Here is a 17,022-nt window from a genome sequence, read left to right on the forward strand (position 1 = left end):
GAGAAATAGAAGGATTGCAAAGATGAACGCTGCTATCATCACGACTAAAAAAATGAGTGAGGCTGGTCTTTTGATTTTTACGTAAATTGCAAGAACAAGTTAGCCAGTCGTTGAGGACAATCCCAGAACAGGCCGTTATCAAATAGAAGTTGTGGCGCTAGAGAGACTACTGGGCCATGCGGCGAACGCGCCGAGCTTCGGCCTCAAAGTTTTGCTGGGGTGTGCAGTAGCCCTGTTGTTTGCGAGGCAACTGATTCAAGCGGTCTTGCGTGGCCTGCACTTGACTAGGGCTAATGTCATCTAGGGACATGCCCTTAGGGAAGTCCTGGCGAATCATCCGGTTATGTGCCTCGTTGGTGCCACGGTCGCAGGACGTGTAAGGATGGGCGTAGAAGATCTCAGTTTCCGTCCCAGCAAAAGCAGTATTTAAGGCGGTGAACTCGGGTCCGTTGTCGGCTGTGATGGTCTTGATGCAAGCTCCCCATTCGCGCTTGATTCCACGCAATGCATAGCTCACAGAGTCTGCATCTCGTCCTTCGATCAAGCGGAGAAGTTGGCAACGGGTCTTGCGCTCAATCAGAGTCAAGATGACGCTCTCCTTGCCATTGCGTTTACCGACAATGGTATCCATCTCCCAGTGACCGAACTGCCTGCGTCGTTCAACGACCTTAGGCCGTTCCTCGATACTGCGGCCAGCCAGGCGCTTAGCCTTGGTGTGGTGCTGGTGAGAGGTCTTCCGCTTAGTCTTCTCCAACAGGTCGATATTTCGAATCTCTAGGCGTTGGTCGTCAATGTACTGGTACAAAGTCGAGGCACAAACAAGCTCTTCAGGAGTAAACAGCTTGTGTCGCTTGGCATAGCCGATTGAAGCATCCGGCGACCATTTGTCCTGCTTAGCTCGCTGTACGTACCAGGCTAAGAAGACCTGTACGCTGGCGAACTTGTCAGGACGATGACAGCTCAAGCGTGCAGTCTCGTAACGTGCCTGAGCAGCCTCTGGCAGGTATTGTCGATGGTAGACGCGCTTGCCATTACTCTTCTTGACCTGATCTACTGTACCTCGCTTGATTTCATTATTAATGGTCTGCGGGCAGACGCCAATTTCAGCAGCAATCCAACGATTGGACTTCCCAGCTTGGCGGAATCCGGCCACTTTTCCGCGCTCGAGTGATGTTAAGTGCTGACCTTTTTGGCGGTGTGTGCTATCCTGTTTCTGCATCAAGACAATATCCTCTTCCATTGTTTGTGTAGGAACTTCAATGATACAGGATATCTGTTCTTGATGTTTTTTATTGTCCAAAAAATTTTGAGACAGTGGCTAACTTGATTCTAAAATGCGCGATTATTCATTATGGGATATTTGATCTACGAATATTTCAAACTAAAAGTCGAACGGCCAGCAAAACTGATTCTCTTGGTTTTTATGGTACTGGGTCTCCTTTTGGTACTACTTGTGTTTCTTAAAATCGTCAAGCTATGATAAATCCAACCATATCGCAACGTTGCTGACATGTGGGATTTAAAACAGCGGGGTGATTCAAATGAATAACGAGGACGTCTTTAAAAAACGTTACAAGCACTTCCTTACTTTTTTAACTTTTTGGATCGCCGGATACTTCACGCTGGATTCATTGCTTTCTGGTTTGCCTCTGCCTCTCACCGTTTTTTCTTCTACAGTTGTGCCGATCAGCTTTTTGAGCTATTTGGTTTATGATTATTTCAAACTAAAAATCAAAAGCGCGCATTTTAGAATCAAGTTAGCCACTGTCTCAAAATTTTTTGGACAATAAAAAACATCAAGAACAGATATCCTGTATCATTGAAGTTCCTACACAAACAATGGAAGAGGATATTGTCTTGATGCAGAAACAGGATAGCACACACCGCCAAAAAGGTCAGCACTTAACATCACTCGAGCGCGGAAAAGTGGCCGGATTCCGCCAAGCTGGGAAGTCCAATCGTTGGATTGCTGCTGAAATTGGCGTCTGCCCGCAGACCATTAATAATGAAATCAAGCGAGGTACAGTAGATCAGGTCAAGAAGAGTAATGGCAAGCGCGTCTACCATCGACAATACCTGCCAGAGGCTGCTCAGGCTCGTTACGAGACTGCACGCTTGAGCTGCCATCGTCCTGACAAGTTCGCCAGCGTACAGGTCTTCTTAGCCTGGTACGTACAGCGAGCTAAGCAGGACAAATGGTCGCCGGATGCTTCAATCGGCTATGCCAAGCGACACAAGCTGTTTACTCCTGAAGAGCTTGTTTGTGCCTCGACTTTGTACCAGTACATTGACGACCAACGCCTAGAGATTCGAAATATCGACCTGTTGGAGAAGACTAAGCGGAAGACCTCTCACCAGCACCACACCAAGGCTAAGCGCCTGGCTGGCCGCAGTATCGAGGAACGGCCTAAGGTCGTTGAACGACGCAGGCAGTTCGGTCACTGGGAGATGGATACCATTGTCGGTAAACGCAATGGCAAGGAGAGCGTCATCTTGACTCTGATTGAGCGCAAGACCCGTTGCCAACTTCTCCGCTTGATCGAAGGACGAGATGCAGACTCTGTGAGCTATGCATTGCGTGGAATCAAGCGCGAATGGGGAGCTTGCATCAAGACCATCACAGCCGACAACGGACCCGAGTTCACCGCCTTAAATACTGCTTTTGCTGGGACGGAAACTGAGATCTTCTACGCCCATCCTTACACGTCCTGCGACCGTGGCACCAACGAGGCACATAACCGGATGATCCGCCAGGACTTCCCTAAGGGCATGTCCCTAGATGACATTAGCCCTAGTCAAGTGCAGGCCACGCAAGACCGCTTGAATCAGTTGCCTCGCAAACAACAGGGCTACTGCACACCCCAGCAAAACTTTGAGGCCGAAGCTCGGCGCGTTCGCCGCATGGCCCAGTAGTCTCTCTAGCGCCACAACTTCTATTTGATAACGGCCTGTTCTGGGATTGTCCTCAACGACTGGCTAACTTGTTCTTGCAATTTACGTTCTGAATCCTTCGTTGCCAGTTACTGGATTTAGAATAGCGTGACAATTTTGAGAAATTGTAGTAATGCCAAAATCAACGCTGCCACCAATACTAATAGGAACACTAGCGAAGTGGGCCTTTTGATTTTTAGTTTAAAGTATTCATAAACTAGATAACCTAAAAGATATACCGGCACTATTATCATGAGAAATAGGGTGAGAGGTATCGGCAGATCAGGAAATAATGAATCCAGAGTGAAATATGCGGCGATCCAAATAATTAAGAAAGCAGCAATATGCTTGTAACGCTTTTGAAACACATCATTGTTACTCATTTGAATCACCCCGTTTTTAAACCCTGCATAAATTAATTAATCGTTTTGATAAACTCGATCAAATGTGGTTTGCGTGATATAGCTTGTATGACTTGCGTTCTTGTAAAATTTAATGTTGACGGCTACGTGGAAGCCGTCACTCGCACTCCAGCTTGTTTGCGTGTAATGATAGTAAACAGTGCTTACACCGGACGTCCGTACGAGAATTGCAGCAACACCAAGCGCCAGACCAGCATTAAAGCTAGCTAGCCCGGCAATAGTTGAAGCCACATCCACAGCTGTTCCCAGTTTGAAGGAGCCATTAGAAGTTGAGGTATATGATGCTGAAGCTACACTCATCGTACCGAAGGCTGATTTTGAGGAATTCAAACGGCTCGGAACCGAGTAGGTCTTCTTAATAGCAGCCAGCTGTTCATCAGTCACACGGTAGGTCAAAGTGATATGGGTTCCGTCTGCAGAAGTTGTTTGACTAACCAAATTGTTCTCTGGATCTACGACAACATTTGACGGGATTACTGTCGGTAGTGTTGAGTTAACTGATTGGTTGGCGTTATCAGCAGCGGAAACGGTTGTCCCTGCCAAAATAACAGGGGACAATCCAAAGGTCAAAGCTGCAAGGGCACCAGCAAATTTAATAAACTTTGACATTTCTTTTCCTCCTGGAAAGTAAACACTTAACAAAAGTTGTTAGCAATAATGTTGGATACAGCGCGCTCTGCATTCGGTTACATTATAAAACTGCAAATGTCATTTTGCCAACGATTGGTTTATGACTTCAGACCCTTATATAGAGCTGTATTTCGCCGATTTTATACGAAAGGCATATTTTATATAAAGGTTATCCATTTTGTTATTTTAATCCGCGTTTTCACCAATCTTGACAAGGAGTACACATCACGTTCAATTAAAAAATTGCGATGAATCAATGACAAGCTCTAAGTTAAAAAATGGCCGTCCGCTAAATACCGTAAGAGTGCTAATCAAGAAACGCTGGCGAACCACTCTCTATTCAGCGTAACCGTTTATTAGTGGGGCTTTTCCCTGCCCAGAAAGTGCACTTGGCGTATAATGAGCGTAATCTAACAATTTGAGGAGGCACTTCATGAGCAAATCAGCACATTTCTATGAGACTTTTCAGCCGTCACATTATGATCTTTATTTGGATATTAACCGGGCGACCAAGACCATTAGCGGCAAGACGTCGATTATCGGTGAAGCGAAGCAGCCGAACATTGCGGTTCATCAAAAGTATTTGAAGGTTGAATCCGTTGAGGCGAACAACCAAGCAGTCCCGTTTACAACCGATGATCCGGCTGAGGCCGTGCGGATCACGTTGCCGCAAGCAGGCAATGTGAAGTTGACGATTACCTACACGGCGCCGTTGACGGATACCATGATGGGCATTTACCCGTCTTACTACGAAGTGGACGGGGTCAAGAAGCAAATCATCGGGACCCAGTTTGAAACCACGGCGGCGCGGCAGGCTTTTCCGAGTGTTGATGAACCTGAAGCCAAAGCAACATTTGATTTGGCGATTAAGTTTGATGAACATCCGGGCGAGACGGTGATTAGTAATATGCCGGAAGTGCGTGAAATCAATTGCGTTCATTATTTTGATACCACGGTGCGGATGTCGACTTATCTGATTGCATTTGCGTTTGGCGAGCTGCAAAGTAAGCAGACCACGACGAAGAGCGGCGTCAAAATCGGCGTTTTTGCCACGAAAGCGCACAAGCCTAACGAACTGGACTTTGCGTTAGATATTGCCAAGCGTTCGATTGAATTTTACGAAGACTTTTACCAGACGCCTTATCCGTTACCGCACTCTTGGCAGCTGGCATTGCCGGACTTTTCTGCCGGTGCCATGGAGAACTGGGGCCTGGTGACGTATCGGGAAGCGCTGCTGACGATCGATCCGGATAACACGTCGCTGGAGACCAAAGAGCGCGTTGCCACGGTCATTGCCCATGAGTTAGCGCATCAATGGTTCGGTGACCTTGTGACCATGAAGTGGTGGGATGATCTCTGGTTGAACGAAAGCTTCGCCAACATGATGGAATATGTCGCGGTGGACGCGTTGCAACCGGATTGGCACATCTGGGAAGCTTTCCAAACGCTGGAAGTCCCGATGGCGTTGCAGCGTGATGCCACGGATGGTGTGCAGTCGGTTCATGTGCAGGTTGAAGATCCGGCTGAAATCGATTCGCTTTTCGACAGCGCGATTGTTTACGCAAAAGGGGCACGGATGCTGGTGATGGTTCGTGCGTTAATTGGCGACGATGCCTTGCGCGCCGGTTTGAAGGCTTACTTTGAAGCGCACAAGTTTGGTAATGCCGCGGGCGCCGATTTGTGGGCAGCATTGGGTCAGGCTTCCCATCTGGATGTTGGCAAAATTATGCAGTCGTGGCTGGAACAGCCGGGTTATCCGGTTGTAACCGCCGCGGTGGTGGATGGCAAGCTGACCTTGTCGCAGCAACAGTTCTTCATCGGTGCAGGCAAAGACGTCGGCCGCCAATGGCAGATCCCGTTGAATAGTAACTATGCCGTCGCACCGCAGATTTTCGCCGATAAGCAAGTGACATTGGGCGACTATGCACAGTTGCGCCAAGACAGCGGCGAGCCATTCCGGGTTAACGTAGGCAACAACTCCCATTTCATCGTGCAATATGATCAAACGCTGTTAACCGATATTCTGAATCACCTTGACCAGCTGAATGCGATTGATCAGCGTCAGATCCTGCAAGATTTGCGGTTGTTGGCTGAAGGACGGCAAAATTCATACGCTAATATTGTGCCATTGTTACCGCGTTTTGCCGAGAGCCATAGCGCCATTGTCATCAATGCCTTGTATCGCGTTGCCAATGATTTGAAGCAGTTTGTGACACCTGACTCCTCAGATGAAGCCCAGCTGAAAGCATTCTTCGATCAGCTCAGCGCAGGCCAATTTAAACGTCTCGGCTGGTTGCCGAAGCCAAACGAAACCAATGATGATCAATTGACGCGGCCATATGTGCTAAGCATGGCGCTTTATGCTAAAAACGCTACGGCCATTGCGCAAGGTCACGACCTTTTCACGGCTAACAAGGATCAATTAATCCAGTTGCCGGCAGACGTGCGGATGTTTGTGCTCCAAAACGAAGTGAAAAACTTTGGCAGCGCCGCCTTGTTCGATCAGTTATTGACAGCCTACAAGCAGACCACGGATTCAAGTTATAAGGCAGACATTCTCGCTGCCTTAACCAGCACCCCAGATGAGGCCTTGATCGGGAAAATTGTTGATCAGTTCGAAAATGCCGATACAATCAAGCCTCAGGATTTACGCTCATGGTTCCGCGGCGTATTGAACAACCATTTCGGCGAACAGGCTGCATGGGACTGGATCCGCAAAGAATGGTCATGGCTGGAAAAGACGGTCGGCGGCGACATGGAGTTTACCACCTATATCACCGTAATTGCCGGCATCTTCCGAACCGCAAACCGGCTTAACGAATTCAAAGCATTCTTCGAGCCTAAACTACCGACGCCAGGGTTAACTCGTGAAATCACGATGGACACCGGCGTCATCGCCAGCCGGGTTGATTTGATTCAGGCCGAGCAACAAGCAGTTAATGGGGCGGTTGCTAAGGCGGTTAAGTGAAGCTGATTCGCGAATAATGAGTAGAAAATAGCTATAAACAGGCTAGCGTTACAATTCGCGGTTTCAGTATAGAGACGAGCATATTTCCAAGAATTTTTTGGAGGTGTGCTTGTTTTTGTTTATCTAAGGAGTACTAGTCAAGGTTGTCAAGATACTAGTGACAAAGCGGAACAATCGGAGGCCAGATGGGGCTCAGCTGTGAAATTGGCCTTAAACGGGCGGTTTTCCCGTTTTAGGCCAAGGCCGAGCTTTGAAACCGCGGTTTTTGCGGGTTCAAAGTCGTGCCCACAGCGTTCCAGCACCATCTGGCCGGAGATTGCGGAGTTTGGCACGGCGGTGACCTATTAGTAAGAATTTTATACCCTTGAAAGCCCGCCCATGGCGAAAAAGCAACTGCCTTTTTAGAAAAATCTAATCCATATCTATACATTTTCACGGGAAATAGGGGCTACTAAACCGGTACACTGGAGAACAAATTCCCGTTTTTCCAAAGGCGGGATTTGTTTGGAGGGATTTTCGTGGCAGACACTAAGAAACAACTGCGCTGGTATAACGTGGCTTTGATTGCCTTCGTCTCGGTCTGGGGCCTTGGCAATGTGTTTAACAACTATGCACAACAAGGCCTGTCCGTTGTGACCAGCTGGATTCTGATAATGCTGATTTACTTCGTGCCCTATGCCTTGATCGTCGGTCAGCTTGGTTCAACCTTTAAGGATCAGGCGGGCGGCGTTAGTTCCTGGATTAAGGAAACCGGCAGTGTGCGGCTGGCTTATTACGCTGCATGGACCTACTGGGTGGTGCATATTCCGTACCTGGCCCAGAAGCCGCAAGCGATTTTGATTGCGCTCAGCTGGCTTTTCAAAGGCAACGGTAACTTTGTCAACACCGTATCGTCGATGACCGTGTCGTTGATCTGTCTGGCGCTGTTCTTACTTTTCTTATGGCTGTCATCACGCGGCCTGACGACCCTGAATCGCATCGGCAGCATGGCCGGTACCGCGATGTTCCTGATGTCGATCCTGTTCATCATCTTGGCAGTCACGGCACCTTTGATGGTCAAAGGGGTTCATGTGGCCACGCCGGACATGGGCGATTTGCACACTTACTTACCGAAATTTGATTTGAATTACTTCACCACGATTTCCATGCTGGTCTTTGCCGTTGGCGGGGCGGAAAAAATTTCGCCATACGTCAACAACACCAAACATGCGTCCAAAGAATTTCCGTTGGGCATGCTGGTCCTTGCCGGCATGGTTGCGTTTTGTTCCTTGCTGGGATCTTTTGGCATGGGCATGTTGTTTGACAGTCACCATATTCCGACTGATCTCATGTCTAATGGCCCATACACTGCGTTTGCGATGCTTGGCAACTATTACCACCTGGGGAATATCTTTGTCATTCTCTACGCCATCGCCAATGCGCTTGCTTCGATTTCAGCTTTGGCCTTCTCAATTGATGCTCCACTGAAAATCCTGCTGAGTGACGCCGATCCGCATTTTATTCCTAAAAAACTACGGCGGATCAACAAAAAAGGCACGCCGATTAACGGTTACTGGATGACCGGGATTCTGGTCAGCATTCTGATTATTGTGCCGGCGTTGGGTATCGGCAACATGAATGAGTTATACAAATGGCTGCTGAACCTGAACTCGGTCGTGATGCCACTACGTTATCTCTGGGTCTTCTTAGCGTATTACCTGCTTAATCGCCATCTTGAGAAGTTCCAAGCAGACTACATGTTAGTGAAAAACAAACACGCAGGCATGCTCATTGGCGGCTGGTGTTTCTTCTTCACCGCATTCGCCTGCTTACTGAGGATGCTGCCGAAAATCAGCTATCTGAGCGATCCCGGCACATGGTGGTTCCAAATGGGCCTCAATGTGATTACGCCGGTGGTGCTCTTGGCATTGGGGCTCGTTTTGCCAATGTTGGCCCGGCGCAACGAGTTAACCACGGAATAAACTGCGATATGAAAAAGGATCTGCTACCGAAGAGGGTGGCAGATCCTTTTTTGACCTAAAGATGATGTTCGCGAATCGCGGTCAACATTTTCTTTTCAGGGTAAAAGTGAATGAGCAGCAGCAAGATGCCGTAAAGCAACAGGGGCAACCAGACATAATTCAAATCAATCATGCCAAGGGTTGCGGCATTTTGGCTGGTGTTTGGAACATAACCGGTGAGGTCGAACAAGCCAGCGGTGACGAGGCCGCCGATACCCAGCCCGAGGTTGACCCCAAAGTCGTTGCTTGAGGCGAAGAAGCCTTCAGCTTGGGCGCCGAGGGTGATGCCATAGCGAATGGTGTCAGCTAACATGATGGAAACCAAGCCGACGATCATGCCTTGACCGATGCTGTTGACCAGAATGCCGAAAAATAGCAGCCACAGCTGGCGCAGGTACACGCCCCCGGCAATCACCAACTGTCCGGCCAAGCCAATCAGCATTCCCAGACGCATGGTGTGCTTGTTCCCATAATGTCCGGCAATGCTAATAATCAGCAAGACGCCGATCAATGATGAGAACGTAAAGCTATTGGCCCAGGAAACCAGATTCTAATTGTGCAACGTGTATTTGAAATAGTAAACCGTCGTCTGGTTTTTGATCGCCGTCAGTAGCCAATACGTGAAAATAACGCCTGACAGAATCAGCCAAGGTTTGTTGCGAACCGCGATTTTAGCAACTACACGAAACGGCTGATGGGCGATTTTTTTCTGGGTAAAGCGCTCACGAATATGCACAAAGGTGTTGAGAATTAATAGTAATGAAATGCCGGCAAACAAAGCCATGGTTAAAAGAAAGCCGTGCTGATCATTGCCGCGGCCGAAAAACGCCACTAGCGGTAAGGTGAACACAGCTACAATAATCTGAACGGAACTGCCGAAGAACTGGCGAATGACCCCGAGCAAAGTTAGCTCCTGTTGATTTTGGGTTAGCGTCGGCAGAACCGAGGTGATTGGCAGGTTAACTGCGGTGTAGAGGAACCCCAAGATGAGGTACGTCGCGTAAGCCCACAGCAGTTTACCGTTAGCCGACCAGTCTGGCGTGACGAAGGTAAGCACCGCAAAAACGGCATAAGGCAGTGCGTACCAAAGGAAGAACGGCCGGCTTTTACCAAAGCGCGAGTGGGTGTGGTCGATCATCAAACCGACCACCGGACTTTCGAAAACATCGGCAACGCGGGCGATCAGGAACAGCAAGGCGACCGCGCCGGCACTCAATCCGTAAATGTCCGTGTAGAAATACAGTAGATAGGTTGTCATCACCTGAAAGACCAGATTATCAGCCGCGTCGCTCAGGCCGTAACTGATGCGTTCAGGCCGCTTTGTTTGTTGTGCAGTCGGCTTTTTTTGCATCCGCAAACCTTCTTTCGTGGATAACTGACACGAAACATGTACGACTGCAATCTTCGGGTGTTAGCAGTCGCTCTTAATCATGCTTTTCCCGCAACATGTCACTAATCACGATTTGGTTAACCGTATTCCAAACCATGTGTCCAACAGCTTCGGACAAATGTTCTTCCGCCGGTTGATCTTTGGCAGGCGGCACGATTTTTAGCGCAGGCATGGCCCAAAGATGAGCGCCAGCCCACACGCCAAGTCCCCACATGCTGCCGTAACCTAATTTAAACAACGGGACATAATGCCCGGCAACGGCATAAAGCGCACCGAGGCTTGACGAAAAGCCAAAGTGAACCAAAAGACTAACCCAAGGAATCTGATGGCCGGAATACGTGTAAGTGGCATGAGTTTCCGCCGGCGTGAGGCCGTGCTGCTGCAAAAATTGTTGCGGCGGATTGGTGGCATCACGTTCCGGTGTTCGCGGCGGTAAAATATTTTCCCAACCCAACTTGACAAGCCCTGATACTAAGCCCGCAACGGCACCAACCGCTGCCAGCTTCAAGACAGATGACTGAGTTTGTGTACGCATATAAGCGACCTCCCTAGATGAATGCGTCAAGAACTTTAGCACTTCTATTTTAAAACAGCAGTACGGTTTTGGCATGCCTAGATAACAAATTGTAAGTGTTTATTGCCAGATGGGTAAGGAGCCCATTGCTATTGGGCAATGGTAGCTTGACCAGCAGCTATTATTGATGAATGTCGGCGTGATGCGCGTGAACAAAATCAATAAAGTCAGTCGCAGCAGGGGATTGATAGTGGTCTTTTAAAGTAGCCATGTAAAAGATGCGCTGCCAGGTGGGGAAGCTAAGTGGAATGATTTTGACTGGCAGGGTTTTAATGATTGGCATATTAGGCACCACCGCAATGCCAAACCCGTTGGCGACCAGACCAGCCACGGCTTCATCTTCTTCAATTGCATACACGCTGTGAGGCTGGCCGCCACATTCGGCAAAAAGTTGGCGAATAATCGGGGCCAGACCGCTTCTTTTCGAGAAAGTGACCTGGTCGAAGGCGAGCGTTTCACTGAGTTCGATGCGATGACGACTCGCTAAGGGATGGTCTAGCGGCGTGATGACAACGAGTTCTTGCGATGCAATCGGAAAATAAGCAATATCCTCTTGTTCGTCAACCTTTGAGCAAAAGCAAATGTCATAATTTTTAGAGCGTAATCCTTGAATAATTTGTGGTGATAAACCATTTTCGTTCGTGAATTCAAAGCGGACGTCATCGGGACTTTGTTGTAGAAAACTGCGAACAATGCCGGGAACCCAGCGTGTGCTAAGGGTGCGTAAGGCAGCTAACTTAATGACCGTTTGCTCCGTGTTTTGATGCTGCAGCTGTTCAATGCCGCTGTCAAGAATGGTAAGCGAATGCTCGACGATTCGGCTAAACTCACGGCCTTCAGGGGTTAAGACAATATTGCGCCCTTGCCGGACAAACAAAGCAAGGCCGAGCTCATTCTCGAGCCCGTGAATGGCGTTGCTAAGACTGGGCTGGGTAATGTTTAGTTGGCGCGCGGCCTGAGTGTAATTCTGCAACTTAGCCAACGTGACGAAATAGCGCAAGTGAAAAAGGTTCATAATTTGCCTCCAGAGTGTCTACAAAACGAACAATAGCTTCCAGCTATAGACGCCCCCATTATAATGAATTAGAAGTTGATTGTGCAACCGCATACAATTTAATTTGTAAATGAGATTGAAGAAATAATCACAAATGAATTTGGGAGGCATTATCATGACACTTACACATCCGATTACAGTCAGTTCATGGACATTAGGCGACCAATGCACTTTTGAAGATCGCGTCAAAGCTGCCGCAAATGCGGGTTATGACGGGATCGGCTTACGGGCTGAGACTTACGTTGACGCGTTGAATGAAGGCTTAACCGATCAGGATATTCTCGACATTTTAGACCGCTATCACATCAAGTGCACAGAGGTGGAATACATCGTTCAATGGTGTGAAGAACCGCGGTCTTATGAACAAAAATATAAAGAACCAACGTGTTTCCACATGTGCCACTTGTTTGGCGTTGAACATATCAATACCGGTTTGATGGAAAGTTATCCGGTTAATTTTACAGCGAAGAAACTTCAACAGTTGGCTCATCGCGCGGCGCTCGCTGGCAACCTCATCATTGCACTTGAGCCGATGCCATATAGTGGCATGCCTGATTTAAAGAAGACTTGGGCCATCCTTCAAGGGGCCGGGGCGCCAAATGTCATGATGCTTCTGGACATGTGGCACTGGGTACGGGCCGATCAGCCATTTGATCTGCTAACCAAGGAACAGGCCAAACGTGTAATCTCGATTCAGCTTGATGATGCTTACAAACGTCCGTATGCCAAGAGCATTTTACGCGACGAGTCGATGCATGACCGCCTCGCCCCGGGAACTGGGTTTGAAGACCGCACGGAAAAATTCATCAAAATGATCAAAGATGCTGGCGTGGATCCAAAGGTGATCGGCGTTGAAGTTATCTCTGATCAGTACATGGCCAAAGGGATCGACTGGGTTGCTAAGTATACGTACGACAATACCGTTAAAACTTTGCAAGCAGTTTGGCCGGAGATTTTAAAACCAGCTGTGGCCACTCATTAGAACTGGTAGGTTAACTACTCGGAATGAAAGATCGTAAGTTTTAAAGCCCAATGCAGAGGCGTTTCGGTTCTGGTTTGTTTCACAGCGTTAAGGAGGAAATTTTTCATGGCAGATTGGCTAGGTTTAAAAGATAAAGTTGTGGTCGTGACCGGTGCAGTTGGCGGCATGGGCACCCGTTTTTGCGAGGCATTTGCCGAACACGGTGCCAATGTTGTTTTGGTGGATATTAAGAAAGAAGCCATTGAAACTGCTGCTAAAGCTTTAAGTGAAAAGTACGGGGTTCAGACGTTGCCACTGGCGACCGATACCACGAATGAAGATGAAGTTGATGACGCAGTAAAAGCCGTTGTTGCAAAGTTTGGACAGGTCGACATTCTTGTGAATACGGCGGCAATTTTACGATTTGCCCCATTTGAAGACTTACGTTTAGACGAATGGAAGACGGCATTGAACATTAACTTGACGGGCTATTTTCTGATGTCGCAACGATTCGGTCGCCAGATGATTGCCCAACATCATGGAACGATGGTGCATATTTCGACTGTCGCGGCGGTATTTCCTGAGACATACAGTGGTACATACAGTACCACCAAGGCTGCGGTTAACATGCTATCTAAGCAAATGGCGGCAGAGTGGGGCCAGTTCGGCATTCGCAGCAATTGCGTCATGCCATGTCTGGTGAAGACGCCGATGTCCGCTGACTTTTACAAGGATCCGCAAGTGTTGGATGGCCGCGAACGGCTGGTTGCCAGTCGGCAAATCGGTGATCTGGACGATATCACAAACGCCGTACTGTATCTAAGCAGTGAACGCTCAGATTACACAAATGGCGGTGAACTGCGGGTTGATGGCGGCCTTGGCATCATGATGCAGGATATGATCCCTAAACCAGGCGGTCGCCGGGAATATGCCATCAAAGCCCATCAAGCTAAAAAGTAAGCGTGATGGCACGGAAGTAACTTGATCGCACAGCCGATCAGGTTCTTCTTTTGAAATTATTCGTGAAATTATGAACTTAGTGGAGGCGTTGATAATGGAAACTTGGATTTCAGGAACGACTGGTTTGTTGTGTTTGCTTGGCAGTCCGGTTGGCCATTCTGGCTCACCGGCGATGTATAACTTTAGTTTTCAAAAACAAAAAATCGATGCGGCTTATCTTGCGTTTGATGTCAAAAAAGACCAAATGCCCCGAGCATTGGATGCGATGCGTCTGTTCAAAATGCGCGGCGGCAATATCACCATGCCATGTAAGAATGTCGCGGCAACCTTAATGGACGAACTTTCGCCGGCCGCCAAGATTATCGGTGCGGTCAATGTCGTGGTGAATGATCATGGCAAATTGATCGGCCACATCACGGACGGCATTGGGTTTGTCCGTAACTTAAAAGAACATGGCGTGGCAATTAAAGATAAGCGCTTGGTTGTTTTGGGCGCAGGTGGTGCCGCGACGGCAATTCAAGTGCAGGCGGCTTTAGATGGTGCACGTCAGGTGACCATTTTTAACCGGCCAGATGAGTTTTATCCGCGCGCGGAAGCAACTGCCAAAAAGTTAGCCAAGGCCGCGCCGGATGTGGATGTAGTGGTTGAGCATTTGGAAGCCACCGATAAGCTCAAAGCAGCCATCGCCGTCGCGGATATCCTCGTCAATGCAACCACAGTCGGCATGAAACCTAACGACGGTGAGTCACTGGTTAATCCCGATTTTCTCCGTCAAGATTTGGTTGTTGCCGACACGGTCTACAATCCTTTGAAAACCAAATTGATCGAGGATGCAGAAAAAATCGGTGCCAAAGTTGCGCCAGGTAAAGGCATGTTGCTCTGGCAAGGTGCGGCCGGATACAAATTATGGACGGGGCAGGATATGCCAGTGAAAGCTTATCAAGCGTTTGAAGCTGGGCAGTAAGGCAGCATACGGAGGCAAGTTGAACGATGAAAACCAAACATAATCATTTTTTGCCAGGTGCATTGGCACTCTACTTTTCCTACGCGATGTTGGGCATTGCCTCGTCTATCCTGAGTCAGTATAAGGCGCAGTTCGCGGCAAACTGGGGTGCCCAGCAATTGAGCAATGGCACGATTGATGTCAGTATGGTGGTCTCCGTGATTGCGGCGTTTGGATTAGGCCGCCTGATTGCCTATCCATTTGCCGGGCCGGTGTCGGATCATTTTGGCCGGAAGGTTTCCGGCACGATTGGCATTGCGCTATATTCGTTTTCTTTGTGGGCATCATCCTGGTGCACCAGTTCTGGGCAGCTTATCTCATCGGCATTCTTAATGGGATGGCAAACTCGTTTCTGGACACTTGTGTTTCGCCGAGTCTCATGGAGATGTTTCCCGAGTCCGCTTCGATTGCGAATTTGTTGACTAAGTTTGCAGTCGTGGTTGCCCAGTTTGTTTTGCCGTTCTTTATTGGCGGAGTGGCTGCGGCAGGGCTTTCTTTTCGAACGATCTTCATCATCTGCGGGGTGGCATTAGCGGCAGATGCGCTCGCCATCATGGTCTTCCCGTTTCCTAAGCGCGAGAAGCCACAGCTTAATGCCACCGGTTCGCCTGAAAAAATGCATTTCTCACTAGGCTCGGTAGCGGCCATTTTAATTGGCTTCACCAGCTCGACCACGTTCATGGTTTGGTTAAACTGCAATCAGGAACTCGGACTGGCGTATGGCGTCAAAAATCCGGCAACGCTGCAATCGCTGTATGCAGTTGGCGCTGGCATCGCCGTGTTGTTGACCGCCCGCTTAATTAAATCCGGCCTGAAGGAAAGCACGATTTTGATCCTCTATCCGGCAATTGCCGTGGTGATGCTTGCCTTATGCTATTTTGTCCAAACGCCAACGATTCTGTACATTGGCAGTTTCGTGATAGGCTACGCTGCAGCTGGCGGCGTCTTGCAACTTGCGACTTCAACCACCATCAATTTCTTTCCTAGCCACAAGGGAACCGCAACGTCACTGGTCATGATTGCCTCAAGCATTGCCAATTACGCCGTGCTTTCCGCAGCAGCTGGTTTGACCAAGGCCTTCGGGGATGCGGCGCCGCGGATGATTATTCTTTTGAACATTGGGATTACGATCATCGGCATTGGTTTAGCGTTGATTGTGAAAGCGCAGGAAAAAAGAGTGCTAGAAGTTGCACGGGCACATTAAAATGGAGGTTTCAGGATGTCATTAAAAGATGAAATAGATGGTCATACAGCTTTGGCAGGACTATTCGCCCATCCTGCCGGGCACTCGTTATCACCAGCGATGTACAATGCAACATTTGAAAAATTAGGGCTCAACGACGCGTATCTGTCTTTTGACGTTGATGCTCCAGAGCTTGCCCACGCCTTGCAAGCCATGCGCAGTCTGCATTTTTTAGGCGGTAATCTGTCGATGCCCAATAAGCAAAAGGCGATACCGTTATTGGACAAACTTTCACCTGCTGCGAAGTTGATCGGTGCAGTGAATACCATCGTCAATGACCATGGCGTGTTGATCGGCCATATCACTGATGGGACGGGCTTTATGGAAGCTTTGCGCCATGACGGGTTGGATATTCGCGGTGAAAAAATGACGCTAGCCGGTGCTGGTGGTGCGGGAACAGCGATTGCGATTCAGGCAGCCTTAGATGGTGTCAGTCAAATCAACATTTTCAATCGCCGCGATGCATCCTGGCAAAATGCTCAGCGCAACGTTGCGATTATCAATGACCAGACACAAGGACACGCGGCGTTATTTGCACTCGATGATCAGGGTGCGTTAAAGGCCAGCATCGCCGATTCAGCGATTTACGTTGATGCAACGCCAGCCGGGATGAAGCCGCTGGAACACATTAGCAATGTTCCTGATGGCGAATGGTTCGTGCCAGAGACGATCGTGTTTGATACGGTTTATGCACCACGTGAGACCAAACTCATGCGAATCGCGAAGCAGGCAGGCGTCAAGCACGTCTACAACGGTATCAATATGTTAATTAATCAGGGGGCAGCCGCCTTCCATCTATGGACCGGACTGCAGATGCCGGTTGATGATATTCGTGAAACGGTGTTTGGTGAGCCGGCGGTTGCCACGCACGCGTAAATAGACTGGT

At 48.8% G+C, this 17,022-nt stretch carries 11 protein-coding genes and 3 pseudogenes; 9 read left to right on the plus strand and 5 right to left on the minus strand.

The window, feature by feature from the left end; translation table 11 throughout:
* Positions 1–166 precede the first annotated feature (166 nt).
* A complete protein-coding gene (locus tag LBCZ_RS01600) occupies positions 167–1,219 on the minus strand; it encodes an IS30 family transposase (protein WP_010620018.1) in 1,053 nt (350 codons plus the stop codon).
* Between the two features lie 641 nt (positions 1,220–1,860).
* Here LBCZ_RS01600 and LBCZ_RS01610 point away from each other — a divergent pair.
* Entirely contained in the window at positions 1,861–2,913 is a 1,053-nt protein-coding gene (locus tag LBCZ_RS01610) for an IS30 family transposase (RefSeq protein ID WP_010620018.1), read from the plus strand.
* A gap of 437 nt (positions 2,914–3,350) precedes the next feature.
* On the opposite strand, the gene LBCZ_RS01620 is transcribed toward LBCZ_RS01610, so the two are convergent.
* The gene (locus LBCZ_RS01620; RefSeq protein ID WP_025013508.1) at positions 3,351–3,962 is read right to left on the minus strand and encodes a hypothetical protein; all 612 of its coding nucleotides are present in this window, start codon (positions 3,960–3,962) and stop codon (positions 3,351–3,353) included.
* 454 nt (positions 3,963–4,416) lie between these two features.
* Between LBCZ_RS01620 and LBCZ_RS01625 the strand changes: the two genes are divergently transcribed.
* The 3 genes and pseudogenes from LBCZ_RS01625 (at position 4,417) to LBCZ_RS01630 (ending at position 8,912) form a co-directional block, all read left to right on the plus strand.
* A complete protein-coding gene (locus tag LBCZ_RS01625; protein ID WP_025013509.1) occupies positions 4,417–6,951 on the plus strand; it encodes a M1 family metallopeptidase in 2,535 nt (844 codons plus the stop codon).
* A gap of 157 nt (positions 6,952–7,108) precedes the next feature.
* A pseudogene (locus LBCZ_RS16660) lies at positions 7,109–7,291 on the plus strand (hypothetical protein).
* 178 nt (positions 7,292–7,469) lie between these two features.
* Positions 7,470–8,912 (plus strand): amino acid permease, encoded by a 1,443-nt coding sequence (locus LBCZ_RS01630; protein ID WP_025013510.1) that lies wholly within the window; start codon positions 7,470–7,472, stop codon positions 8,910–8,912.
* A 55-nt stretch (positions 8,913–8,967) separates the two neighbouring features.
* Here the strand turns inward: LBCZ_RS01630 and LBCZ_RS01635 are convergent.
* From LBCZ_RS01635 to LBCZ_RS01645, 3 genes and pseudogenes are all read right to left on the minus strand, one after another.
* A pseudogene (locus tag LBCZ_RS01635) lies at positions 8,968–10,302 on the minus strand (MFS transporter).
* Positions 10,303–10,375: 73 nt separating this feature from the next.
* Positions 10,376–10,876, minus strand: a complete 501-nt coding sequence (locus LBCZ_RS01640; RefSeq protein ID WP_039639621.1) for a DUF1440 domain-containing protein — start codon at positions 10,874–10,876, stop codon at positions 10,376–10,378.
* Positions 10,877–11,036: 160 nt separating this feature from the next.
* Entirely contained in the window at positions 11,037–11,930 is an 894-nt protein-coding gene (locus LBCZ_RS01645) for a LysR family transcriptional regulator (protein WP_025013511.1), read from the minus strand.
* Between the two features lie 154 nt (positions 11,931–12,084).
* Between LBCZ_RS01645 and LBCZ_RS01650 the strand changes: the two genes are divergently transcribed.
* From LBCZ_RS01650 to LBCZ_RS01670, 5 genes and pseudogenes are all read left to right on the plus strand, one after another.
* Positions 12,085–12,951: a sugar phosphate isomerase/epimerase family protein gene (locus LBCZ_RS01650; protein WP_025013512.1), complete on the plus strand. Its 867-nt coding sequence runs from the start codon at positions 12,085–12,087 to the stop codon at positions 12,949–12,951.
* Between the two features lie 105 nt (positions 12,952–13,056).
* Positions 13,057–13,890 (plus strand): SDR family NAD(P)-dependent oxidoreductase, encoded by an 834-nt coding sequence (locus tag LBCZ_RS01655; protein ID WP_039639619.1) that lies wholly within the window; start codon positions 13,057–13,059, stop codon positions 13,888–13,890.
* Positions 13,891–13,984: 94 nt separating this feature from the next.
* On the plus strand, positions 13,985–14,854 hold the full coding sequence (gene aroE / locus LBCZ_RS01660) for a shikimate dehydrogenase (protein ID WP_025013513.1): 870 nt from the start codon (positions 13,985–13,987) through the stop codon (positions 14,852–14,854).
* A gap of 26 nt (positions 14,855–14,880) precedes the next feature.
* A pseudogene (locus LBCZ_RS01665) lies at positions 14,881–16,097 on the plus strand (MFS transporter).
* A gap of 15 nt (positions 16,098–16,112) precedes the next feature.
* Positions 16,113–17,012, plus strand: coding sequence for a shikimate dehydrogenase (locus tag LBCZ_RS01670; RefSeq protein ID WP_025013514.1), 900 nt, complete (start codon positions 16,113–16,115; stop codon positions 17,010–17,012).
* The last annotated feature ends 10 nt before the right edge of the window (positions 17,013–17,022 follow it).

It is taken from the genome of Lacticaseibacillus casei DSM 20011 = JCM 1134 = ATCC 393 (genome assembly GCF_000829055.1).
Classification (GTDB): domain Bacteria; phylum Bacillota; class Bacilli; order Lactobacillales; family Lactobacillaceae; genus Lacticaseibacillus; species Lacticaseibacillus casei.